Annotated in this window: 18 protein-coding genes and 1 other RNA gene; 12 read left to right on the top strand and 7 right to left on the bottom strand. The window is 69.5% G+C overall.

The window, feature by feature from the left end; all coding sequences use genetic code 11:
* The first annotated feature begins 10 nt into the window (after window positions 1-10).
* From D7X96_RS27705 to D7X96_RS27695, 3 genes are read left to right on the top strand one after another with little or no spacing between them, the layout of a single operon-like run.
* Window positions 11-844 carry a deoxyribonuclease IV gene (locus D7X96_RS27705; protein ID WP_120550630.1) on the top strand — a complete coding sequence of 278 codons (834 nt, stop codon included), beginning with the start codon at window positions 11-13 and terminating at the stop codon, window positions 842-844.
* Window positions 845-857: 13 nt separating this feature from the next.
* The gene (locus tag D7X96_RS27700; RefSeq protein ID WP_120550631.1) at window positions 858-1,979 is read left to right on the top strand and encodes a DHH family phosphoesterase; all 1,122 of its coding nucleotides are present in this window, start codon (window positions 858-860) and stop codon (window positions 1,977-1,979) included.
* A complete protein-coding gene (locus tag D7X96_RS27695) occupies window positions 1,976-3,118 on the top strand; it encodes a cysteine desulfurase family protein (RefSeq protein ID WP_121771128.1) in 1,143 nt (380 codons plus the stop codon). Before D7X96_RS27700 ends, D7X96_RS27695 begins: the two co-directional genes overlap by 4 nt.
* Here the strand turns inward: D7X96_RS27695 and D7X96_RS40335 are convergent, their stop codons facing one another.
* The 3 genes from D7X96_RS40335 to D7X96_RS27680 all read right to left on the bottom strand — a co-directional run bounded on the left by D7X96_RS40335 (window position 3,119) and on the right by D7X96_RS27680 (window position 5,301).
* Window positions 3,119-3,292, bottom strand: a complete 174-nt coding sequence (locus D7X96_RS40335; protein ID WP_167510887.1) for a hypothetical protein — start codon at window positions 3,290-3,292, stop codon at window positions 3,119-3,121.
* 108 nt (window positions 3,293-3,400) lie between these two features.
* Entirely contained in the window at window positions 3,401-4,312 is a 912-nt protein-coding gene (locus D7X96_RS27685) for a serine/threonine-protein kinase (RefSeq protein WP_370450154.1), read from the bottom strand.
* Window positions 4,313-4,389: 77 nt separating this feature from the next.
* Window positions 4,390-5,301 carry a tetratricopeptide repeat protein gene (locus tag D7X96_RS27680; protein WP_121771127.1) on the bottom strand — a complete coding sequence of 304 codons (912 nt, stop codon included), beginning with the start codon at window positions 5,299-5,301 and terminating at the stop codon, window positions 4,390-4,392.
* Window positions 5,302-5,537: 236 nt separating this feature from the next.
* Here D7X96_RS27680 and ssrS point away from each other — a divergent pair.
* The 3 genes from ssrS to tyrS all read left to right on the top strand — a co-directional run bounded on the left by ssrS (window position 5,538) and on the right by tyrS (window position 7,746).
* Window positions 5,538-5,730: non-coding RNA, 6S RNA (ssrS, locus tag D7X96_RS27675), on the top strand.
* Between the two features lie 19 nt (window positions 5,731-5,749).
* Window positions 5,750-6,379 carry a 5-formyltetrahydrofolate cyclo-ligase gene (locus D7X96_RS27670; RefSeq protein ID WP_120550636.1) on the top strand — a complete coding sequence of 210 codons (630 nt, stop codon included), beginning with the start codon at window positions 5,750-5,752 and terminating at the stop codon, window positions 6,377-6,379.
* 104 nt (window positions 6,380-6,483) lie between these two features.
* Window positions 6,484-7,746, top strand: a complete 1,263-nt coding sequence (gene tyrS / locus D7X96_RS27665; protein WP_121771126.1) for a tyrosine--tRNA ligase — start codon at window positions 6,484-6,486, stop codon at window positions 7,744-7,746.
* Between the two features lie 27 nt (window positions 7,747-7,773).
* Here the strand turns inward: tyrS and D7X96_RS27660 are convergent, their stop codons facing one another.
* Entirely contained in the window at window positions 7,774-8,598 is an 825-nt protein-coding gene (locus D7X96_RS27660; RefSeq protein ID WP_120550638.1) for an SDR family NAD(P)-dependent oxidoreductase, read from the bottom strand.
* An 86-nt stretch (window positions 8,599-8,684) separates the two neighbouring features.
* Between D7X96_RS27660 and D7X96_RS27655 the strand changes: the two genes are divergently transcribed.
* The gene (locus tag D7X96_RS27655) at window positions 8,685-9,785 is read left to right on the top strand and encodes an EndoU domain-containing protein (RefSeq protein WP_121771125.1); all 1,101 of its coding nucleotides are present in this window, start codon (window positions 8,685-8,687) and stop codon (window positions 9,783-9,785) included.
* Window positions 9,786-9,827: 42 nt separating this feature from the next.
* Here the strand turns inward: D7X96_RS27655 and D7X96_RS27650 are convergent, their stop codons facing one another.
* Together D7X96_RS27650 and D7X96_RS27645 are read right to left on the bottom strand one after the other, a co-directional pair.
* Window positions 9,828-15,887 carry an alpha-2-macroglobulin family protein gene (locus D7X96_RS27650; protein ID WP_121771124.1) on the bottom strand — a complete coding sequence of 2,020 codons (6,060 nt, stop codon included), beginning with the start codon at window positions 15,885-15,887 and terminating at the stop codon, window positions 9,828-9,830.
* 51 nt (window positions 15,888-15,938) lie between these two features.
* Window positions 15,939-16,580, bottom strand: coding sequence for an SAM-dependent methyltransferase (locus D7X96_RS27645; protein ID WP_120550641.1), 642 nt, complete (start codon window positions 16,578-16,580; stop codon window positions 15,939-15,941).
* Window positions 16,581-16,661: 81 nt separating this feature from the next.
* Here D7X96_RS27645 and D7X96_RS27640 point away from each other — a divergent pair, with 81 nt between their 5' ends.
* Window positions 16,662-17,069: a hypothetical protein gene (locus D7X96_RS27640; protein WP_121771123.1), complete on the top strand. Its 408-nt coding sequence runs from the start codon at window positions 16,662-16,664 to the stop codon at window positions 17,067-17,069.
* A gap of 52 nt (window positions 17,070-17,121) precedes the next feature.
* Complete coding sequence (locus tag D7X96_RS27635; RefSeq protein WP_120550643.1) at window positions 17,122-17,409, top strand: hypothetical protein; 288 nt, start codon at window positions 17,122-17,124, stop codon at window positions 17,407-17,409.
* On the opposite strand, the gene D7X96_RS27630 is transcribed toward D7X96_RS27635, so the two are convergent.
* Window positions 17,410-18,549, bottom strand: a complete 1,140-nt coding sequence (locus D7X96_RS27630; protein ID WP_120550644.1) for an acyl-CoA dehydrogenase family protein — start codon at window positions 18,547-18,549, stop codon at window positions 17,410-17,412.
* A 332-nt stretch (window positions 18,550-18,881) separates the two neighbouring features.
* Between D7X96_RS27630 and D7X96_RS27625 the strand changes: the two genes are divergently transcribed.
* From D7X96_RS27625 to D7X96_RS27615, 3 genes are read left to right on the top strand one after another with little or no spacing between them, the layout of a single operon-like run.
* Entirely contained in the window at window positions 18,882-19,982 is a 1,101-nt protein-coding gene (locus D7X96_RS27625; RefSeq protein ID WP_120550645.1) for an efflux RND transporter periplasmic adaptor subunit, read from the top strand.
* A 39-nt stretch (window positions 19,983-20,021) separates the two neighbouring features.
* Window positions 20,022-23,174, top strand: a complete 3,153-nt coding sequence (locus tag D7X96_RS27620; protein WP_121771122.1) for an efflux RND transporter permease subunit — start codon at window positions 20,022-20,024, stop codon at window positions 23,172-23,174.
* Complete coding sequence (locus tag D7X96_RS27615) at window positions 23,174-23,737, top strand: MarR family winged helix-turn-helix transcriptional regulator (protein WP_120550647.1); 564 nt, start codon at window positions 23,174-23,176, stop codon at window positions 23,735-23,737. The genes D7X96_RS27620 and D7X96_RS27615 overlap by 1 nt, the downstream gene beginning before the upstream one ends.
* Window positions 23,738-23,846 lie beyond the last annotated feature (109 nt).

Genomic DNA, 23,846 nt, shown 5'->3' with positions numbered 1-23,846 from the left:
AGTCGAAGCCGTGCGCATCGGAGCTCACGAATCCATCGCCGGAGGCGTGAGCCAGGCCTTCCAGCGAGCCGAAGCGCACGGCGCTCGCGCCCTGCAGATCTTCACGAAGAACGCGCGGGGCTGGAGCGCCCCCGCGCTGACGGACGCGGAGGCAGAGGCCTTCCGAGCCGAGGCCCGCCGCACGGGCCTGCCCGTCATCGCCCACGGCAGCTACCTGGTGAACCTGGCCGGTGAAGCACCGGAGGCCCGCGAGAAGTCGCTCGCGTGCGTCGCCGAGGAGCTCACCCGCTGCGAGCGCCTGGGCATCCCGCTGCTCATCCTCCACCCCGGCTCCCACCCGGACGAGGCGCGCGGCCTCAAGCTCATCGCCGAGGGGCTGGACGAGGTGCACCGCCGCTGCCCCGGCTTCCAGGCCCGCATCTGCCTGGAGGTGACGGCGGGCCAGGGCAACGCGCTGGGGTGGCGCTTCGAGCACCTGGAGGAACTGCTCTCACGCGTCGCGGATGAAGCGCGGCTGGCGGTGTGCCTGGACACGTGCCACCTGTTCGCGGCGGGGTATGACCTGCGGACGGCGAAGGGCTACGCGGCGGTGATGGACGAGTGCGACCGGCGCGTGGGGCTGCAACGGGTGCGCGCCTTCCACCTCAATGATTGCAAGAAAGACCTGGGTTGCCGGGTGGACCGGCATGAGGAACCAGGCAAGGGAACAATCGGACTCACGGCCTTCCGCTGCCTCATGAAGGACGCGCGCTTCGTCGACACCATTGGGGTGCTGGAAACACCCTTTCCGGAACGTTATGGGGAGAACATCCGACTTCTCGAATCCCTGCGCCGGAGGAAGTAAAAGAAGAGTTCCCATGCCTGTCACACCCTCTCTCCAAAGCCGTCGCGCCCAGCTTCTCGCCGGGAGCGAGCTCACGGAGCCTCCGCCAGCGCGGTTGGCGAAGCTGCCTGCCGCCGACAAGCTGGGCCGTCTGCTCCAGGTAGCCAAGGGCCACCGCCGGGCGCTCATCCTCACGCACGACAACCCGGACCCCGACTCCATGGCGGCGGCGGTGTCGCTCGCCCATCTGCTGGAGCGCAAGGCCGGCATCGAGGCCCACGTGGGCTACGGCGGCATCATTGGCCGTGCGGAGAACGTCGCCTTCGTGCGCGTGCTGCGCCTGCCGGTGTCGCACGTGTCGACGATCGACTTCAGTCAGTACGACCTCTTCGGGCTGGTGGACACGCAGCCGCCCGTACGCAACCACTCGCTGCCGGCGCGCTACCGCGCGGACCTGGTCGTGGACCATCACCCGCTGCGCGAGGAGAGCCTGCTGGCCCCCTTCGCGGACGTGGGCGGTGACTTCGGCGCCACCTCCACGATGCTGGTGGAGTACCTGCGGGCCGCCCGCCTGGAGCCCTCCGTGGAGATCGCCACCGCGCTCTTCTACGGCATCAAGGCCGACACGCGGGACCTGGGCCGTGAGACGACCCAGACGGACGTGGACAGCTACCTGTGGCTGTTCCCCCGCTGCGACAAGCAGCTCTTGGGACAGATTGAGCACCCGGAGCTGCCGGCGCGCTTCTTCCAGCTGTTCCACACGTCCATCGAGAAGGCGAAGGTCTACGGCACGGCCATCATCACCGACCTGGAGGAGGTCTACTCCCCGGACATGGTGGCGGAGGTGGCCGAGCGGATGATGTACCTCGAGGGGATGAAGTGGTCCCTGGCGTACGGCACGTTCCGCAACCAGCTCTTCCTGAGCCTGCGCGTGAAGGACCGGCGCATGAACGCGGGCCGCCTCATCCGCGAGCTGTGCGAGGACCTGGGCGGCTCTTCCGGTGGACACGGCAGCATGGCGGGCGCGCGGCTGCCCCTGTCCGGCAGCGCGGCCAAGCGCAAGGCGCTCAAGCGCGAGGTGGTGTCCCGCTTCCTCGAAGCCTTCGGCGTCTCCGAGGAGCGGCCGGTGTCGCTGCTGTCCGCGCAGGACACGTGATCTACTGGGACCACAACGCCGCCGCGCCAGTGCGCGCGGAGGTGGGCGCGCTGCTCGCCCGGGCCTTCACGGACGGCGGCTTCGGCAACGCGTCCAGCGTGCACGGCGGCGGGCGTGAGGCCCGGGGCCGGCTGGACGCGGCCCGCGCGAAGGTGGCGCGGGTCCTGGGCTGCGAGCCAAAGGAGCTCACCTTCACCGCGTCCGGAAGCGAAGCCGATGCGCTCGCGCTCCTGGGCTCCTGGGCGGCCCGGCCCGTGAGAGAACGCCGCCGCGTGGTGTCCACCACGGTGGAGCACCCGGCGGCGCTCGGGGCGCTCACGCGGCTGGAGAAGGAAGGCGCCCAGGTGGTGCGGTTGTCCCCTGCTTCCGACGGCCGCGTGCCGCTGGAGGCCGTGCTGGACGCGCTGACACCGGACACCGCGCTGTGCTCACTGATGTGGGCCAACAACGAGACGGGCGTGCTGCAGCCCGTGTCGGAGGCCGCGCGTGCGTGCCGTCAGCGCGGCATCCTCTTCCACACGGACGCCGTGCAGGCCGCGGGCAAGGTCCCGTGCAACTTGCGCGAGGTGGACGCGGATCTCCTCTCCCTCTCCGCGCACAAGTTCGGCGGGCCGCAGGGCGTGGGCGTGCTCGTGGTGCGCAAGGGCGTGGACGTGCGCGCGCTGACGCCCGGACACCAGGAGGGAGGCCGGCGCGGAGGCACGCAGAACGTGCCCTACGCCGAGGCCCTGGCCCTGGCCCTGGAGCTGGCCACCGCGGATCAGCCCACCACCGCCGAGCGTGTCGGTGCCCTCCGCGACGCCTTCGAACAGCAGGTGCTCCAGCGGCTGCCCGGCGTGACGGTGAACGGCGCGGGCGCACCGCGCGTGCCCAACACCAGCAACCTGCGCTTCGACGGCGTGGAGGGCGAAGCGCTGCTGATGGCGCTGGACCTGGAGGACATCCGCGTGTCGTCCGGAGCGGCCTGCGCCTCCGGCACGCTGACCCCGTCCCACGTGCTGCGCGCCATGGGCCTCTCCCCCGCCGAGGCGCGCGGAAGCCTGCGCTTCAGCCTGGGCCCCGGCACGACGGCCGCCGAGGTCTCCCGTGTCGTGGACGCCCTGTGCACGCACGTGCCTCTCGTGCGCGCGCTGGGCTGATCACCACTTCTGATCCGGCAGGTTCTTCTCGCGGACCTCCGGGTCCGGCTGTCCGTAGCCCGGCATCCCCTCCTTGGCCTCGTCGGCCTTGGGCGGACGCCGCTCGTCCCCGTGACGCGTCTCGCGGGTGGGCTGCTCCTGCTCGGGCTGCTGCTGCTTCCGCTCGGTCGCCATGGATTCCTCCCGGTGCATGTTCGCGGGAGGAAAGGTCATCATCCGGGGCAAGCGCGGCAGCGGGCCTCACCGCCGGAAGGCCCGCGCACCAGGCCCCTGCCCGCCCGGCTACCCGTTGTCGTCGGACGGGCCGTTGGGCGGCGAGGGCCGGTACACGGGCATCTCATCCGTGGTGCCGAACAGGCCGCGCACCACCGCCGCGATGGCCAGCGGCGTGCCCACGTACTCGTCGAAGTGAGGCGCCAGCGCCTTCGCGTACTCCTCCGCGGACGGGAAGCGGTCCTCGGGGTTCTCCGCGAACGCGCGCGCCAGCACGTCGTCCAGCGCCTGGGGGATGTCCGGGCGCACCGAGCGCAGGGGCCGGTACTTGCGCGACAGGATGCCCGCGAACACTTCCTCCGGCGTCGTGCCCACGAAGGGCCGGCTCAGCGTGAGCAACTCGTAGAGCACCACGCTCGCGGCCCACAGGTCCGCCTCCGGCGTGACGGCGCCCTGCAGCGACTCCGGGGACAGGTAGTACGGCTTGCCCAGCACCTCGCCGCCCTGGAGCTTGCCGTCCACCAGCACGCGCGACACGCCGAAGTCGCCCAGCTTGATCTCCCCCACGCGGGAGATGAACAGGTTGGACGGGGACACGTCGCAGTGGACGATGCCCAGCGGCTTCCCATCCGGCCCGGTGGCGGTGTGCGCGTACGCGAGCGCCTCCAGCAGCACCTTGCCCAGGTACACCGCGAAGTCGACGGGGAGCGGAATCCCGCGCGCCTTGCACCGGCGCAGGATGTGGCCCAGGTCGCGCCCGTCCACCAGGTCCATCACCAGGAAGGACACGTCGTCCAGCATCCCGGCGTCCAGCACCTTCACGATGTTCGGATGATCCAACTGGCGCGACAGCTGCGCCTCGCGCCGGAAGAGGTCCACCGACGCCGGGTCCCGCGTGAGCGCGGGCAACAGCCGCTTGAGGGCGACGGTCCAGCCTTCATAGGGACCGGAGCGCACGCGCGCACGGTACACCTCGGCCATGCCGCCCTTGCCCAACAGCGACAGGATTTCGTAGTTGCCGAAGACGCGGACGGGCTTCGACACGGAGTTCGGCGCGTTCACGGGCTGGCGCTTCCAGCTCCTTGCGACTCACGGCCCTGGACCCGCTTGCGACCGCGGACCTGCTTCAACTGCGCCTCGTACAACGTTCCCTCGTTGGCGAACTGCTGGAGCTCACGCTCCACCAGCGCGTTGTTCTCCGGCGCGGACCACCCTGCCTGCACCGCCTGGCGCAGCGCGAGCTGCGCGAACCCGGACTCCTGCGCCGCCCGCTTCACGCACGCCGTCCAGAAGAAGGCCTCCGCCCTCGCCAGGCCACTGCCCGCGTTGCGCGCCTGCTCCAGGTACTTGAGCGCCTCCGGGTGCTGCTTGCGCAGGTAGTGCGCCACGCCCATGCCCGTCAGCGCCCAGGCGTTGTTCTTCTCCCGCTCCTGGGAGAGCACCAGCTGGAACTGCTGCGAGGCCCCGATGGGATTGTTCTGCACCAGCAGGGCCTGGCCCTGCTTCAGCGTGGCCGCCACGTCCAGGGGCTCCAGCCGCCGCTGCGCCGCCACCTGCGCGGCTCCACCCGACGGGGGAGCCGGAGCCTGCGCCTGGCGCTGCTCCGGCGCTGACGTGGGCACGGGCGTCACCGACGCGCCCTGGCTCGCCTCGCGGAACACCAGCATGCGGTTCTTGGGCAGCGCCGGGGACTCGCAGTCGTCCTCCAGCTTCACCACGCCGCCCAGCGCCCGCTCCTCTACATTGTAGACGAGCATCACCGGGAAGCTGCGGGACGGGGTGCAGGTGTCCCCCGTCTGACAGAGCGTGATCTCCCCCAGGAAGACGTTCCCCTGGAAGTCGCCGGTGAGGATCGGCCCGGCGTCCTGGCGCTGGCAGGGCCCTCCGGCCGGAGCGGTCCCGACCAGGTGCTCCCCGTCCGAGCGCAACTCGATGGGGCCGAAGGCATCCGCCTGGTAGGAACTGTTCATCTGCGGACCCGCCCAGGCGAATCCGGAGGTGAGGCAGGCTACCGCCGCGAGAGCCAATGTTGGGGTCGGACGCAACATGTCGGGGACCCGGGCATCATAGAAGTCCACGGGGCGGCTTGTAAACGCGCGAGGACGGCTTGACCGCACGCTTCTCCGTCCTTATCATTTTCCCAGAACGCCCTGGGAATTTCCCAGTGATTCTAAGGACTTGTAGCGAGATTTCAGCGGTAAAGATCTGTTCCCTGCGGGGTGCGTGATGCCCAGCAGAAATTCGAACCGATACGTCCATTCCGGGGTCCGTTTCGGTCGCCATGTGCAAGCCCTCCCCCTTCACCGGGGATGAGGGAAGCCTGCGGTGACATGATTTCGGTCCCCACCTGGCTTCTAAGGGTTCAATGGACGCTGGGCACACGGCTCGGCGGGGGACTTTTTTCTTGGAGCGGCGGCGGTGAGCGAGACGGCGGTGGATACGGCGGCGGCGGCGGAGAAGAAGGTAACGCTTCGTGAGGAACTGACGGCTCGCCGAAAGGCGATGACCAACGACCTCATCGACGAGCGGGGCCTCAAGGTCCAGTCTCGATTCCTGGCATCGCCCTACTATCAGAATGCGCGGACGGTGGCGCTCTACGCCCCCATCCGGGGCGAGGTGCCCACCCGGGACATCCTCATCGCGGCGTTGCAGGACGAGAAGATCGTCTGCTACCCGCTGTCCCACGTGCACGGGCGGATCCTGGCCTTCCGGGCCATCAAGTCGGAGAGCGAGCTGGAGCCGGGGCGCCTGGGCGTCCGTGAGCCCACGAACTCTTCCGAACTGATCGCGGTGGATCAGATCGACCTGTTCGTGGTGCCCGGCCTGGGTTTCAGCCCGGACGGCAAGCGGCTGGGACGCGGCGGTGGCTACTACGACGCCACCCTCAAGGCGGCCAGCTCGCGCAGCCGCCGGGTGGGTCTGGCCTTCAACGATCAGATCGTCCAGGCGCTGCCCACGACGAACGACGACGTGGACATGGACCAGATCGTCACGGAGAGCCAGACGCTGCGCGGCCTCTGCCGCAGCTTCGACTTCCTCGACACCTGACCGGTACCTGAGTCGCAGGACAGGCGGAGTGACAGCCACGGGTGGGGCGGACCTGGAAGTCCTGCCCTGCCCGTTGTCTTTTTTGGGCTAGTGTCCGCGGCGCCATGAACCCGGACGCACTGCGCAAGGCGACCCCCGAAGAGCAGTTCGAAGAAGTCACTCGCGGCACCGTGGATTTGCAGGTGCCGGAGGACCTGAAGAAGAAGCTCCAGCGCTCCTATGACAAGGGCAAGCCGCTCATCATCAAGGCGGGCTTCGACCCCAGCCGTCCCGACCTGCACCTGGGCCACACGCTGCTGCTCACGCGCATGCGGCGCTTCCAGGAGTTCGGCCACACGGTGGTGTTCCTCATCGGGGACTTCACCGCCCTCATCGGCGACCCCTCCGGGAAGAACGCGGCCCGCCCGCCCCTCACCCGCGAGCAGGTGAAGGTCAACTCGGAGACGTACAAGCAGCAGGTCTTCAAGGTCCTGGACCCGGACAAGACGGTGGTGAAGTTCAACTCGGAGTGGCTCGACGCGCTGGGCACCGAGGGGATGATCCGCCTGGCCGCGCGCTACTCCGTGCAGCGCATGCTGGAGCGCGACGACTTCAAGAAGCGCTACCGGGAGAACACCTCCATCGCCATCCACGAGTTCCTCTACCCGCTCTTGCAGGGCTACGACTCCGTGGCGCTGAAGGCGGACGTGGAGCTGGGCGCGACGGATCAGCTCTTCAACCTGCTCGTCGGCCGCCAGCTGATGAAGGAAGAGGGCCTGGAGCCGCAGGTCATCATGACCGGCCCCATCCTGGAGGGCCTGGACGCGAAGCTGGTGGACGGCGTCATCACCGGCAACAAGATGTCCAAGAGCCTGGACAACTACGTGGGCATCGACGAGTCGGCGGACAACATCTTCGGCAAGTTGATGAGCATCACCGACGACCTGATGTGGCGGTACTACAAGCTGCTGTCCTCCATGCCGCTCAAGCAGGTGCTGGAGCTGGAGGAGAAGACGAAGTCCGGCGCCGCGCACCCCAAGGCCGCGAAGGTCGCCTTCGCGCAGGAGATGGCCTCGCGCTTCCAGGGCGAGGAGGCCGGACGCAAGGCGGCGGAGGACTTCGAGAAGCGCTTCGCCAAGAAGGAGCTGTCCACGGAGGACCTGCCGCTCGTGGAGGTGTCGCTCGCGGGCGCGGAGAAGCTGCTCGTCACGAAGCTCCTGCCGGAGACGAAGTTCGTCGCCTCCGCCACCGAGGCGCGCAAGATGATGGCCCAGGGCGGCGTGAAGGTGAACGGTGAGAAGGTCACCGACCCCAAGGCGGAGCTGGGGGCCGGCGAGTACACCGTGCAGGTGGGCAAGCTGAAGGTGACGCGGGTGAAGCTGGCCTGAAGCCGTCGTGCACCGCCCGCGCTGAAGTCACGGCGCGGGCGGCTCCTTCGGCAGCGCGCCTTCGTACAGCGCGGCCGAGCGCCCCATCATGAAGCCGTGGGGCAGGAGCTTCATCAGCGTCGCGAGGAAGCGGTTGAGGACGCCGGGCACGGAGAGCTCGCGGCGGTGCACGAACGCCTCCACGGCGATGCGCGCGCAGGCCTCCGCGGACATGATGCCCACGTCGCCCGCCTTGAACTTCCGGTCCAGGCCGGACACCGACAGCATCTCCGTGGCGATGCCGCCGGGCGCGAAGACGGTGACGGACACGCCCGCCTTGCGCAGCTCGTAGGCCAGGCCGCGCCCGTAGCTGATGACGAACGACTTCGTGGCCGCGTAGGCCGTCTGGTACGGCAGCGGCGCGAAGCCCGCGGTGCTGGCGACGAGCATCAACGCCCCTCCCCCGCCCCGCTTCGCGAAGTGCGCGCCGAAGCGCTGCGACATGCGCACCACGCTGGTGATGTTGGTGGCCAGCATCGCGTCGAAGGACTCGGGCTGCTGCTCCAGCGCGTGGCCGAAGTAGGTGACGCCGGCGTTGAGGATGACGCCGTCGACGGTGCGGCCGGACGTGGCGGTCTCGAAGACGCGCTCCGCGTCGCCGGGCCGGCTGAGGTCCGCGGCCAGGGGCAGCACCTGCACGCCGTGCGCGGACTCCAGCTCCGCCTTGAGCGCGGTGAGCCGGTCCTCGCGGCGGGCGACGGCGATGATGTGGGCGCCGTGCTCCTTCGCGAGCAGGCGGGCCATCTCCAGCCCCAGGCCGGACGACGCGCCGGTAATGAGCACCCAGCGGCCTCGGAAATTCATCGGTTTCATGTCGGGCGCTCTTATTTCGCGGTGCGGCGCCGGGCGCAACCGGGGAACAGCGGGCTTCCGGCGCCCCTGTTAGAGTCCGGCGCACCATGCGCCTCTCCGGGTCGCTCGCCTGCTTCTTCCTGGCCCTCTCCACCGCCCCTGTTGCCCTCGCGGGCAGCGGCGTGTTCGTCACCGACGACGCCGTGGACGCGGTGGACCAGCCCGAGTCCTCCAAGGTCGTCTTCTCCGTGCAGCCGGGCGTGTCCTATCCGCTGGTGAAGAAGGGCGGCCCGGACCGCGCGTGGTGCAAGCTCCAGGGGCCCAAGGCGGAAGGCTGGGTGCTCTGCGACGGCACGCCCACGGATGCCGTCCAGAAGGCACCGGACACGGACGCGCTCGTGCGCGCGGACCGGGAGAACACCCGCCAGCAGCAGGCCGCCCGAAGTGCTGGCGACGAGGAAGAGGCCACCGTGGTGGTGCGTGCCCCCGCGGGCCGCGCGGCGGCTCCAGCTCCTAGCGACGCGGCCTGCGAGAGCACGTGTGATCAACCGCCCCTCTTCGCCAAGGCCCCGGCGCTGTCCGCGCTGGACCGCGAGGTGTTGGACCTGTGCCCCGCGCGCCCCGATGCGAGCGTGAGTGTTGGGGACGTGCAGCGCTTCTTCGCGAAGCACTACGACGACGCGCGGATCCAGCGCGCCCTCTCCGCGGCGGGCCGTCCGGGCTCGAAGCAGGCGAACATCGAATGGCTCACGAGCCTGTGGGTGAGCACCGGTCCCCGTAACGCGTTCACGCACGTCTTCTGCGGGGACGACTGGCAGCGCGGCCCGATTGGCGGCCTGCACTTCCTGCCCCGCTACGCGCAGCTCGAGGCGGAGGGGAAGGTCTGCTACCAGGGCCCGGTGAAGGGCGAGGAGGCGGTGACGGGAGAGCAGTACCTCATCCGCTTCAAGGGGCTGGCCCCGTGGTCCTGCGGCGTGAAGCGGACGGGCGGCTTCTCGACGTCGCAGGATGCCGTATCCATCGCCGCCATCGGAACCCGTGCGTTCGCGCGCTGCTGTGCGCGCGGCGGGGCGAAGAAGGAGGGCGGCGTGTACTCGGCGCCGGACGTGGGGGGCGGCAACTGGCGCATCTGGTGCGGCACGCGCAACGGCACCTACGGCATCGCCACGCTGCACCCCACCGGCGACGCCGCCACCTGCGCGGAGTAGCGGACCGGCGCCCCGCGTGGGGACGCCGGCCCCGGGTGAGGCCTACTGCGCCTTGTCCACGGTGAGCATCGTCCCCGTGGAGTACGCGGTGAACTCCGGCGCGTACATGGACTGCACCGTCGCCGGACCCACGCGGAAGGTGCCCGCGAGGTTCGCGCGCAGCCGGTACTTGAACGTGTACTCACCGGCCGGCAGCGACTCGAAGAAGAAGTTCGTCCCCGAGTCGCGCGTCTCCTCGTACCAGACGATGCCCAGGTCGTACTTGTGGCGGGACTGCGCGTTCTCCGGTTCCAGGCCCGCGGCGCGCGGGTCCCTCAGGTGCACGTACTCCGCCGCGTGCTTCGTGCGCAGCGACAGCTGCACCTCCACCTCGTCACCAGGGCGCAGCCTCGCGCCGTCCGTCAGCGGGCGCAGCAGCGTCTGGTTGCCCTCGCGGATGCGCACGAAGTAGCGGCGCGACACCTGGAAGAAGTCACCGCGCTCCTCCTTGGGCAGTTGCTCCGTGGAGAAGTGCCACGTCGCGGACGCGATGGCGAAGCCCGGCGTCGTCTTCTCCACCACCGTGGACGCCGTGCCCGCGTTCACCTCCGAGCCGGTGAGGACCACCTGGTTCTTCTTCCCCGTGTACACGTCGGGCGAGAAGGCCATGGTCACCACCTTCGGGCCCACCGTCACCTTCAGCTCCTCGCGCGCGGCCAGCGAGCCCTCCGCCTCCATGTAGTTCACCAGGGCATAGAGCGCTTCGGCGGTGGCGCGCGTGGACTTCCAGTGGCTCACCTTCTTGTCCAGGAGCAGCCACTGCACCAGGCCCGCGCGGCGGGGGTCCTTCGGACGCAGCTCGGAAAGCGTGCGCAGCGCGAAGGCGTGCGTCTCCGTGGAGTCGTTGTACCAGAGCCAGCCGCGGTCCTCCGGCGCCCAGTACGTGCCCAGGTCCTGCGACGTCTTCGCGGAGTCCATCACGCTGTCCCAGACCTTCTGCGCGTCCTTCGTGCGCTTCGCCCGGTTCAGCGTGAGCGCCAGGTAGCCCTTGAGGTACGGCGAGTGCTCCTTCCAGTGCTTGAAGGAGAAGTCGAGCACGCGCTGCCGCTCGGCCGCCGTCAGGGCCTCACCCGTGTAGCGCGCGTCCGGATACGCCGACGCCACGAAGTTGAGGAACGTGAGGAACTCCCAGCCCAGGTCCTTCTTCATCAGCCGGTTCGCGTAGTCGTTGCGGAACTGGGTGGTGAGGTAGCCCCACGCCGGCTCCGTCATGGAGGGCGACACCTCCACCCCGTGCTCCATGGCGCGCGACAGGCCGTGCAGGATGTAGAGCGTCATGTACGGAGACGACGGACCGCCCGGCCACCAGGGGAAGCCGCCGTCCGCGTTCTGCGACTTGCGCAGCTTCGTCATCGCCGACACACGCTGGGCCTGGGCCACCTTCGGATCCAGCACGCGCAGGAGCGCTTCGTCGGAGTCCTTCCCGCCCTTCGCCTCGTTGAGCCAGGGCGTCTCCTCCAGCGCCATCTTGCGGTTCGGATCCACGTCGTCCCAGGTCTCCAGGCGCGTGTTGCGCTGGCTCAGGTCCTTGGCCACCTTCGCCACCGCCGGATACTTGTCGAAGAGGCTGGAGACGATGCCCGTGGACACGAAGCGGTTGAGCGTCTGCTCCGTGCACTCGTAGGGGTAGTCCACCAGGTACGGCAGCGCCTGGAGCACGGAGTAGAAGAGCTGCGCGTCCACCGTGACGACGAGCTGCTCGTTCACGCGCGTGGGGTCGTCCGACTTCTTCAGGTCCTCGAACGTCAGCGTCCGGCGGTCCTGGTTGTTCAGCATGGCGAAGCGCGACTGGGCCAGGTGCATGCGGCCGGGCAGCACCGGCAGGGGGCGCAGCTCGCCGTCGCTGAACGCGCCCGTCTTCGCGACGACGCGGAAGGCCACCGGGCCCACGCGCGCGGGCGTGGTGATGGGGAAGCGCAGGTGCGTGCCCTTCCCCGCCGCCACCGTGAAGGGCTGCACGGCCGCCTTCACGCCGAAGTCCGCGAGCAGGCTCTTCTGCGTGTCGGGGTCCACGATGTCGAACGTGAGCTGGCCCTGCTGCGTCTGGGTGCCCGCGTTGTTGACCACGACCTCCAGGTCCGCGCGGTCGCCCTCGCGCAGGAAGCGCGGCAGGTATGGCCGCACCATCAGCTCTTTCACGCTGCGGGTGGAGCGCTGCGTGGATCCACCGCGCAGATCCCTCGTGAGCGCGTGCACCCAGACGTCCCACGCCGTCACCGAGTCCGGCACCGTGAACTCCAGCACCGCCGCGCCGTCCGGCCCGGTGAGCAGCTGCGGAATCCAGAACGCCGTCTCCGCGAAGTTGGAGCGCAGGGGCTGCTCGCCGGATTCACCGGAGCCCGAGCTGCCCTTGATGATCTGGATGACCTCGCGACGCTTCTGCTCCAGCACCCGTCCGCCCGTGGGCGGCGTCGCGGCGGAGGGGGCGGGTGCGGGCGGCGGAGGCGGAGGCGCCGCGCGGTCTGCTGACTCCCGCATCACGGCTCCGGGCTTCGCGGCCCGCATGCGCTCTCCGCCCCGGCCGTAGCCGTACCCGTACCCTGGACCGCCCAGTCCGTAGCCGTCCCCGAACTTCAGCGAGTCCTCGGAAGGCTCCGGCGCGGAGGGCCGGTTCCGGTCGAGCTCGTCGAACAGCCAGTCCGCACCGAAGGAGCCTCCGGACGTCCGGAACTCCACGTAGAGGCTCTGCTGCGGATAGAGCTGGGCAATCTGCGGCGGCGTGTGCGGCCCGAAGACGTTGAGCGACTGATCGTACATGTACGCCAGCAGCTCCGCGGCCCCCGCCTCCAGCTTCGCGCCCTGGGGCCCCTTCACCGTCACGCGGAAGGTCTCCTTCGCGCCGGGCCGCAGCGTGTCGCGGAAGGTCGCGAACTCCACGCTGAGCTCCTTGTCGTCGAAGGGCACGGCCACCGTCTGCTGGAAGTTCAGCGACTGCCAGTCGTGCACCAGCGACAGCACCACCGTGAAGCCTCCGCGCAGCGCCTCCGTCACCGGCAGCTCCACCACCGCGCGCCCCTGCCCCGCCGTCAGCTGGCGATGCTCGATGCGCTTGCGCCCCTGGTACACGTCCATCACCAGCGGCTGGCCTTCGAAGCCGGAGGCCACCAGCAACCGGGCCACCTCACCCACGCGCACGGACGCGCGCTCCGCCGCCAGCACCGCCGGCAAGCCCGCCGGAGCCCGAGTTCCCGCCACCACGAAGTCCCGCTGCGCGGTGGCCTTCTGGCCGAACGCATCCGTCGTCTCGTAGCGCAGGCGGTACGCGCCCGCGCGCAGCGCCGGCAGCTTCACGGTGGCGACACCGTCCGCGCCATGCGTCACCGCCGCCTGCGCCACCTCCGCGCCGTCGCCCCAGCGCTGCAGCGTCTGCTCCACGTCGTAGGTCGTGTCCCAGCGCGCCTTGAGCGCGTCACCCGGCGTGGGGGACACCTCCTTGCGCTCCTGCGCTTCGGCATCCAGCGGCTGGGGCTTTTCGACCGGCACCTCCGACGGCATCAGCGGACGGGCCGGAGCCTTCAGGGCGATGAGTCGCCAACGGCCAGGCCCTGACTGCGGCGCGCCATCCAGGTTCGAGCGGACGAGCCGCACCTCCGACGGGACGTCCTCGCGGACGAAGCCCACGTCGGAGTCCACGCGGCCCTCCACCGACACGAAGCCCAGGCGGAAGGACCGGCTCGCGGAGCGCGTCTCGCCGCCCTCGTCCGTCAGGTCCGCTTCCACGCGGTAGCGCCACGACATGCCCTGCGCCTTCGCGAGCCGCTCATCCGCTTCCGGGGTGAACGCCACGGTGAAGCCGCCGTCCTCCCCCACCGTCGCCGTCCCGGAGGCCACCAGGTCCGTGGTGGCCGGGATGCGCTCCCAGAACCACCAGCGCGGCAGCACCGGCTCGCGCGACACGCGCCACTTCACCGCGCCGCGCGTCACCGGCAGCCCGAAGTAGTAGCGCGCTTCGCCCTGGAACGTGGCGCGGCGGTTGATCCGCAGCGCCTCCGGCGCGTCCTTCAGCGTGACCTCGAAGGTGGGCCGCTTGTACTCCTCCACGCGCACGCCCGCGTAGCCGTTGGGGCTGGTGCGCACCGTCCACTGGCCCAGGGGCCGCCCCGAGGGCAGGTCGAACTCGCCCGCCACCGACCCGAACGCGTTGGTGCGCGCCTCGCGCTTGGCCACCTCCTGGCCATTGGAGTCGACGAGCGTCACCGTCACCGCCGAATCCGGAAGCACGCGGTAGCGCTTCGACTGCTCCTCCGGGCGGTAGGCCACCACCTTCCACAGCAGCTTCTGCTGGGGCCGGTAGACGGCGCGGTCCGTGTAGATGAGCGCCTGGTCCTGCGGCGTCGACGCATAGAGGGGCGACAGGTACACCGAGCCCGGGAACACCATCGCGCCCTTGCCCCGGCCCACCACGAGCATCATGTCCTCGTAGCGGTTGGCGTCCGTGCCCGTGAGCAGCAGGTCGCCGTTCGCGTCGGTGCGGCGGCTGACGACGCCGAAGCGGCGCGTGCGGTAGTCCGGCTTCACCAGCCGCACCTCCACGTTCGGAGCGCCCGCCCCCGTGGCCCCGTCCACCACGTGGAGCTCCGCCTGATTGGGGTCCGCCTTGCGCACCGTCACCGCCCAGGGCGACACGGACATGGGCAGGGAGAGCAGCTTGCTGTTCTTCTTCGCGAAGTCCTCGCGCGTGGACAGGACGATGACGTACGCGCCCGGCTTGAGCGCCGGCGGGGTCACGAAGGTCTGGTGCCGCTGGAAGTCGGGCGTGGGCGGCAGCACCGTGCTCCACGCGGCGTCCGGCTTGCGCGACGCCACCATGCGGTTCATCTCCGCGGTGCTGGCGAACAGCGACAGGTCCGCGTCGGGCTTCGCGAGCCGCGCCTCCACGTCCACCGCGTACGCCCGGAAGTACAGCGAGCCCACGTTGCGGTGGTTCACCTGGATGGAGCGCTTGCCCGGCCCGTCCACCTGCATCACGGAGGCGTACAGCTCCGGCGCCTCCAGGCCCGCCACCAGCGCCGCGCACTGCGCACCGCCCATCGACTTGGGCCACGCCTCCGCGCACGCCTTCGCCAGCGTGTGCGCGGTGATGGAGCGGCCCGCCTGCTGCTCCAGCTCCGCCAGCTGGTGCTGTCCCTTGGACCACCACGGCACGTCCCGGAAGCCCTTCAGGTGCGCGGCCAGGTGCTCACGGATGCGCCGATGATCCGCGTTGTCGGCGAACGACGTGTTCAGCACCTCGTAGCGCCGCAGCCGCGCCTCCAGCGCCGCCTCACGACGTCCGGCCGCCAGGTGCCACGCCTCCAGGTCCCCCAGCACCGCCGCGACCTTCGTCAGCGGATGCGCGGACGGGTCCTTCAGCTCCACCTTCGGCGTGCCCTCCAGGAGCGCGCCCAGCTCCAGCCGGTACACGCCCTGCTCCTGCTCGGGGCGCCACAGGTCCGTGTCCTCCAGCGAGTCCACCCACAGGTACGTCACCGCGTCGCGCACCGTGGAGCGGATGCCCTCCGGGTACGTGTTGGGCTCGACGTACTCGGACAGCACCTTCACGGGCTCGGTGCCGAACTTCTGCCGCAGCTCCCAGACGGCGGCGTACGTGCGCTGGATCTCCGCGGAGAGCTGATCCTTCGTCCACGCCTTCAGGTCCACCGGCCCGGAGGACACCACCTGCTCGCGCTGGCCAATCTCCCAGCGGTAGGCCTCTACGTAGTGCGTGAGCACCGCCGCGTAGAACAGGTGCAGCGTGGCCTGCTGCCTCAGGCCCTCCGGCCAGGGCTGCTCGCGCAGGAAGCGCACCGTCGTCTCATAGCCGTGCAACCGCGTGCGCAGCTGCACCGTGCGGATCAACGCCCGCGTCCACTCGTCGGCGTCACCCTGGGCCTTCGCCGCGGCCAGCCGGGCCTCCGCCCCCTGCGCGGCGGACTCCACCTTGTCCTCCTCGACGAGCGCGTCGATGGCCTTCCACGTCGGGGGCGCCTTCGCCGAGGGCGCCGCCACGGACACGGAGGACAACAGGAGGAGCAGCAGGCACGGCACGACGGCGAGGACACGCGGACGCGGTGGAGAAGACATAGGGGCGGCACTCTAGACGCCGCCCGCGTCCGTGGCGGTCCCTTCGCCGTTTCAGGAAGCGGCCGGCGCGGGGCCCCGGCGCCGCAGCCCCACCACGTAGACCTCCATGCTGGCGCCGCGCGTGGCCTCCGGACGGACGATCTTCACTTCCTCGAAGTGCTGGCGCACCTCGTCACGGAAGGCCTCGAAGTCGCCGCCCATGAAGACCTTGGCCACGAACGTGGCGCCGGGCCGGCCTCGCGTGGCGGCCACCTCCAGCGCCTTGCCCGCCAGCCGCAGACTGCGCGCCTCGTCCGTGCCCTTGATGCCGGACGTCTTGGGCGCCATGTCGGAGATGACCGCGTCGTAGAGCCCGTCGTACATCGCGGCCAGCTTCGCGTCGAAGTCGTCCGCGAGCACGTCCAGCACCGCCGTCGTTACCCATTTCTGAGAGAACGGACGGATGGCCACGATGTCCACGCCGATGACGCGCCCGTTCATCCCCACCGCGTCCGCCAATATCTGGAGGAACCCCCCCGGCGCCGCGCCCAGGTCGAGCACGGCCGCGCCCTTCTTCACGGAGCCTGGAAAGCGCTTGAGGATCTCATCGACCTTGAACGCGGAACGCGCTCGCAGTCCCTCTTGCTTGGCTTTCTGGAAATAGTGGTCTTTAGGACGGTAGGGCTTGCCCATGTCAGAAGCCGTCCCTAGCATCCGCTACTGTCTTCGGAAAGCCGGAGCAGTCGCGGCCTGTTATGTGGTCGCGCCCACGGACTTCGCCGGAGGGTTGGTGGCATGGGCACCCGGAGCGTGACAGCGGCCTTGTGCATCTCCCTGCTCTGCGCGGGTGGAGCGGCGTTCTGCTACGCGCGCGCCGAGGCCCTGCAGGCCGAAGGGCGCTGGCTGATGGCCCGGGGCAGCGCCCAGGCCTCCGACTTCGCCCAGAAGCTGGACGGCAGCTCCGTGGACGCCCAGCTGAAGACCTTCAAGGAACGCCGCGGCGTGATGGAGCAGGCCCACCGCTGGCAGCGCGGCATGCTGCTGGGCATCATGGCCGCCGTCCTGTCCGCCCTGTCCGCGTACGTCCTGTTCCTCCTCAAGCGGCTGGACGACCAGCTCCTGGACGCCACCGGCGAGCTGCGCCGGCCCCAGGAGGCCTCCTCCCTGCCCTCCCCGGCGTTCGCGCCCAGCGTCCAGCGCTAGGCCGGACTCTGGCAGGATGCCGCCCCGTTACCGTCTGACGGGGAGGACCGCCATGCCCGGCTGCGCGCACTGCGGACGCAAGCTCGACATCATCGCGAATCAAGTGGGCCGCCGCGACACGTGTCCCGGCTGCGAGGAGGACCTGCGCTCGTGCCGCAACTGCCGGCACTTCGACGAGTCCGTGGCCAAGGCCTGCAAGGAGCCCTTCGCGGAGGTCCCCCGCGACAAGGACGAGGCCAACTTCTGCGAGCTCTTCCAGCTGGGCGAAGGCGGCCTGCACCCGAAGGACTCCCGCGACGCGATGCTCAGCGCCGCGGAGGCCCTCTTCGGCAGGAAGTAGCTAGAAGCCGTACAGCTTGGAGATGATCTCCTTCATCACCTCGGACGTGCCGCCACCGATGGTGATGAGCCGCACGTCGCGCCACATGCGCGCGATGGGCGTCTCCTCGATGTAGCCCATGCCGCCGAAGAACTGCTGGCAGTCGTAGGCCACGCGCTGGGCCAGGTCTCCGGCGAACAGCTTCGCCATGGAGATCTCCTTCACCGGGTTCTCCTTCCGGTCGTAGAGGTCCACCGCGTAGTAGTTGAGCCGCCGCGCCGCCTCCACCGCCGTCAGGTGCTCCACGAACTTGTGGCGCCACACCTGGAACTTGATGAGGGGCCGGCCAAACGCCTCGCGCTCGTTGCCGTACTGGAGGGCGTCCTCCAGCATCCGGTCCATGCCGCCCACCGTGGTGATGGCGCCCACCAGGCGCTCACCCTGGAAGTTGGTCATGATGTGGTAGAAGCCCTGGTTCTCCTCGCCCAGCACGTAGCGCGCGGGGATGCGGCAGTCCTCGAAGTAGAGGATGGCCGTGTCCGAGGACAGGTTGCCAATCTTGTCCAGCTTCTTGGAGATGCTGAAGCCCTTCACGTCCGTGGGGAACGTCACCAGGGAGATGCCGCCGTAGCCCTGCTCACCGGTGCGCACCGCCAGCGTGATGAAGTCCGCGCGCGTGCCGTTGGTGATCCACATCTTGCTGCCGTTGATGACGTAGTCGTCGCCGTCCCGGCGCGCCGTCGTCTTGATGCTCGCCACGTCCGAGCCGCAGCCCGGCTCGCTCACGCCCAGCGCCGCGATGCGCTCACCCTTGAGCGCGGGCTCCAGGAACTCACGCTTCTGCTCGTCGGTGCCAATCTCGTTGATGATGGGCGTGGCCATCTGGCTCTGCACCAGGAGCGCCATGTTCACGCCCGCGTTGCGGCTGCGCGACAGCTCCTCCGCGAACGCCGTCACGTACCAGTAGTCCAGGCCGCTGCCGCCGAACTTCGGGTCGTGGTTGATGCCCAAAAAGCCCAGCTCGCCGCACTTCTTGAACAGCTCCCGGGGGAAGATGCCCGCCCGGTCCCACTCCAGTCCGTAGGGCGCCATCTCCTTCTCCACGAAGGCGCGCACCGACCTGCGAAACGCCTCATGGTCCTCGGTGAACGGGTTGAGCATCGCGAGTCCTCGGGGGTTGTCCCGGCTTGGGTTGATTCGCGAGTCAATAACAGGCGTCCGCCGTCAGCCACAAGCGAAGCCCCCCGTCCCCACCGCGCCGGATGCCCGCCTTCCTGGTGACGCAGCGCGCCGGCAGCGGTGTTGTGAAGAAGTCTGAACCCCCGGGGGGCAGGCGGCCAACCCCGCAGGATGACTGGGGAGTGGATAGTCCGCACTCCGGAGTATCCTCTTGACAGATAATCGAGTGTCGGTAATTTCTAGCCCACAAAGAATTAGCCGGAGCAGGAGCCAGGGCGGGTGTCCCGCCGGCGAACCGGCAGGAGTTCGGACGCGTGAATCAGCGAATCTTGGCTGCCGTGGTGGCCGTGGCGGTGTCGACGGCGGGGTGCTCGAAGGCGGGCGCGGAGAAGGCGCAGCTTCCGGCGCAGCAGGAAGGCTCCAACGCGCTGGGCGTCAAGGCGATCACTCCGGCCACCGAGCTGGAGCAGAACGTGACCCGCGTCACGGGCCAGGTCCGCTCCAAGCAGGAGGCCGTCCTGGGTCCCCAGGCCACCGGCACCCTGGCGAAGGTGAACGTCCGGGTGGGCGACAAGGTGAAGAAGGGCGACGTGCTGGCGCAACTGGACACGTCCAACGTCTCCATCGCGGTGGAGCAGGCGAAGGCGGCCAAGGACATGGCGGAGGCCGCGCTGCAGCTGGCCTCCAGCAACCTGGAGCGCACGCGCAAGGTGGCGGAGTCCGGCGGCGTGGCGGCCAACGCGCTGGAGCAGGCGGAGATTGGCCAGAAGCAGGCCGCGGCCCAGGCGGCGCAGGCCGGTGCGGCGTACCGGCTGGCGGTGGAGAACCTGCGCGACCACAGCATCATCGCGCCCTTCAACGGCATCATCACCGCGCGCACCAAGAACGTGGGTGACTCCGTGGCGATGACGCCCTCCACCCCGGTGTTCTCCATCGTGGACACGGACGGGCTGGAGATCCGGATGCTGGTGCCGGAGTCCGTCATCGACAACGTGACGCCGGGCACCGTGACGCCGGGCACCGTGAACCCCAGCGGCATGCGCTTCGAGGCGAAGGTGGCCAACGTGGGCGCCGTCATCGACGCGCAGAGCCGCACCGTGGAGGTGCTGGCGGACGTGACGGGCAAGACGGAGCACCCGCTGCGCCCCGGCGCGCTGGTGGAGATGGACTTCTCCAAGGCGGCGGGCGACGCGGGCAACGGCCTGTTCCTGCCGGCGCAGGCCGTCAGCAGCAAGGGCCAGGACGGCTTCGTGTGGGTGGTGCAGGACGGCACCGTGCGCAAGCGCGACGTGCGCGTGCAGCGCGTGCTGCCGGGCTACGTGAAGGTGCTGCAGGGCCTGACGGCGGAGGAGCGCGTGCTCGCCGACGCCTCGCTGGACGTCAAGGAGGGGACCGCCGTGCGCGTCGCGCAGTAGCGGTCCTTCCCCTCCCCTCTTCTTTCTTTGGGTACCTGAATGCTCAAGACCTTCATTTCACGGCCCATCTTCACCGCCATGCTGATGCTGGCGGTGGTGGTGTTCGGCCTGTTCGCCTATCCGAAGATCGGCGTGGACCAGTTCCCCGACGTCGACTTCCCCGTCGTCACCGTGACGACCATCCTCCCGGGCGCGGACCCGGAGACCATCGAGAAGAACGTCTCCGACCCGCTGGAGGAGGCGCTCAACACGCTCAACGGCGTGGACACGCTCAAGTCCATCAACGTCGAAAGCGTTTCGCAGATCGTCGTGCAGTTCAAGCTGTCCACCAAGGTGGACATCGCGGCGCAGGACGTGCGCGACCGCGTGCAGGCCACGCTGAGCAAGCTGCCGGACGAGGTGGAGACGCCCGTCGTGGAGAAGTTCGACATCGGCGCGGCTCCCATCATCACGCTGGCGCTCGCGGGCGCGCTGCCGGTGGAGGAGCTGACGCGCGTCGCGGATGACATCGTGAAGCCGGCCCTCCAGCGTCAACAGGGCGTGGGCAGCATCGACATCGTCGGTGGCCGTGAGCGGGAGATCCAGCTCGTGGTGGACCCGCAGCGGCTGCGCGGCTTCGGCCTGGCCATCAGCGACGTCAGCCAGGCGCTCAAGGCGCAGAGCCTGGACGTGCCGGGTGGCCGCAGCATGGACAGCGGCCGGGAGCGCATCGTGCGCCTCACGTCCGAAGCGAAGAGCGTGGAGGAGATCCGCAACATCATCATCACCAGCGCGGGCGGCTCTCCCATCCGCGTGCGCGACATCGCGGAGGTGGTGGACGGCCCCGCGGAGCAGCGCTCGGGCGCGAAGAGCGGCGAGCGCAGCGCGGTGGCGCTGGTGGTGCGCAAGCAGTCCGGCTCCAACACGGTGCAGGTGGCGGACCTGGTGCAGGAGTCGCTGGCGGAGATCAACAAGACGCTGCCCGCCGGCGTCCAGGTGGAGACGGTGACGGACAACGCGCGGTTCATCCGTTCCTCCATCCACGCGGTGCAGGAGGACCTCATCCTGGGCGGCGTGCTCGCGGTCCTCATCGTGCTCGTGTTCCTGCGCAACCTGCGCTCCACCATCGTGGCGGCCATCGCGCTGCCGGTGTCCGTGGTGGGTACGTTCGCGGTGATGGCGGCGCTGGGCTTCACCTTCAACATGATCACGATGCTGGCGCTGACGCTGTCCATCGGTCTGCTCATCGACGACGCCATCGTGGTCATCGAGAACATCGTCCGTCACATGGAAGAGGGCGCCACGCCCATGCAGGCCGCGCTGGAGGGCGCCGGACAGATTGCCCTCGCGGTGCTCGCGGTGACGCTGGCCATCGTGGCGGTGTTCATCCCGGTGGCCTTCATGGACGGCATGATCGGCAAGTTCTTCTACCAGTTCGGCGTCACGGTGGCGGTGGCCACGCTCATCTCCTACGTGGTGTCCATGACGCTCACGCCGATGCTGTCCTCGCGCCTGCTGCGTGAGCACGGCCACCCGACGGGCCTCTCCGCGGCGGTGGAGAAGGTGCTGGTGGGCATGGAGAACGGCTACCGCAAGATCCTGGGCGGCATCCTGCGGCACCGCCTCATCACGATGGTCGTCGCGGTGGCGGTGCTCTTCGCCACCTTCGGCATGATGCGGTTCCTGAAGTTCACGTTCATCCCGGAGCAGGACAACGGCAACATCAAGCTCACGGTGGAGCTGCCCATCGGGTCCACCATCCAGGAGACGCAGACGCAGCTGGACACCTTCGCGGCCCAGGTCCGGGCGCTGCCGGGCATCGCCTCCACGTTCACCACCGCGGGCGGCGGCGTGCAGGAGGAGGTCCACAAGGGCGAGGTGCTCATCAACCTGAAGCCGGTGAAGGACCGCGCGTTCAAGCAGAGCGAGCTGAAGGCCTACCTGCGCCAGAACATCCACCCGCCCAAGGGCATCACCGTGGCTGTGCAGGACGTGACCGCGGTGTCCGGTGGTGGCGCGCGCTCGCAGCAGGTGCAGTTCAACCTGCGCGGCGACAACTGGAAGGAGCTGACGGAGTCCGCGGTGAAGATGCGCCAGGCGATGCTCCAGAACCCGGGCCTCACCGACGTGGACATGACGTACCGCTCCGGCAAGCCGCAGTACGACGTGCAGGTGGACCGCGACCGCGCGGCCACGCTGGGCGTGCCGGCCGCGTCCCTGGGCGCCACGCTGCGCGCCTACCTGGGCCGCGACAAGGTGCTGGACTACCGCGAGGGCGGTGAGACGTACGAGGTGAAGCTGCGCCTGCCGCCGCAGACGCTGGCCTCCGCGGACGCGCTCGGCCAGCTGGCCGTGCGCGCCCCCACGGGGCAGCTGGTGGAGCTGCGCAACCTGGCCCGCATCGTCCCCGCGGAGGGGCCGGTGCAGATTGACCGGCAGGCGCAGAAGCGGCAGGTCACCATGCTGGCGAACCTGAAGGAGGGCTACGCGCTGTCGGACGCCATCACCTACATGCAGGGCTACGCCGCCAAGGAGCTGCCCAAGAGCGTCACGGGCGAGCTGGAAGGCAACGCGAAGGAGCTGGGCAAGTCCGTGGCCGCGTTCGGCACGGCGCTGCTCCTGGGCATCATCCTCATCTACATGATCCTCGCGGCCCAGTTCGAAAGCCTGGTCCACCCGTTCACGATCATGCTGTCGCTGCCCTTCGCCTTCATCGGGGCGATTGGCGGCCTGCTGCTCACCGGCCAGTACATGTCCATGTTCGCCCTCATCGGCGTCATCATGCTCATGGGCCTGGTGGTGAAGAACGGCATCCTCCTGGTGGACTTCACGCTGCAGGTCCGTGAGAAGGGCCGCACGGCGCACGAGGCGCTCCTCGAGGCCGCTCCGGTGCGTCTGCGCCCCATCCTGATGACGACCATCGCGATGATCGCCGGCATGATCCCGGTGGCCATCGCCAAGGGTGACGGCGCGGAGACGCGCGCGCCCATGGCCATCACCATCATCGGCGGCCTCATCACCTCCACGTTCCTCACGCTGGGCGTGGTGCCGGTGGTGTACTCGCTGCTGGATCAGCTGGCCGCGCGCTTCAAGCGCAACAAGGGCAGCGACGCGGGCTTCGCGGGTGGCTCTGGCACGGCGCACGATCCGTCCAACCAGGACCGTGAGCGGGAAGCCGCCGCCGCTGCCGCGGCCCGGGTGGAGACGGCCTGATGCGCCGCCCCACCTCCATCACTCCCCCCTCGGAGCCCGAGGTGCGCTCCGAGGGGAAGGACGAGGCCACCGAAGAGAAGGCCGCGATGGAGCGCCTGCTGGAGGAAGGGGACCAGTCCACGCCGGATTCGCGCCGCTTCATGGGGCTCATCCGGGAACTGGCCCACTTCCGCTCCTTGAGGGATCCGCTGGCGAGCCTCTGCGACGACATGCGGCTGACCCCCACGCAGGTGCACGCCCTGGGCTGGCTGGGCATGGACGGCCCCATCCAGGTGGGCGTGCTGGCCCAGCGCATCGGCATCACCAAGAAGACCATCACCGGCGTGGTGGACCGCCTGGAGGACATGGGCATGGTGGAGCGCGGCCGGGACGCGGAGGACCGGCGCGCCGTCACCGCGAAGCTCACCGACCGGGGTTGTGAAATCTACAAGGTCATCCAGCTGATGACGGACGCGGGCATCCGCCGACTGATGGGCCTGCTTCCGGAAGAGGACCGCGAGGCGCTGTTCGGCATCATCGAGCGGATGCTCGCCCGCATGAAGGCCAGCGCCCCACAGCGCTGAAGCAGTACGGCAGGTGCGTGGAGGGGCGCGGGCTGCGACACTGCCCGCGCCCATGCTCCCCTCCTTCGTGGCCCTGCTCGGGCTTGGCCTGAGCGCCGCTCCCCCGCCC

This window comes from Corallococcus interemptor (assembly GCF_003668875.1).
Taxonomy (GTDB): Bacteria; Myxococcota; Myxococcia; order Myxococcales; family Myxococcaceae; genus Corallococcus; species Corallococcus interemptor.
Note: the sequence above shows the minus strand (reverse complement) of the source record. Positions and strands in the feature narration are given on the sequence as shown.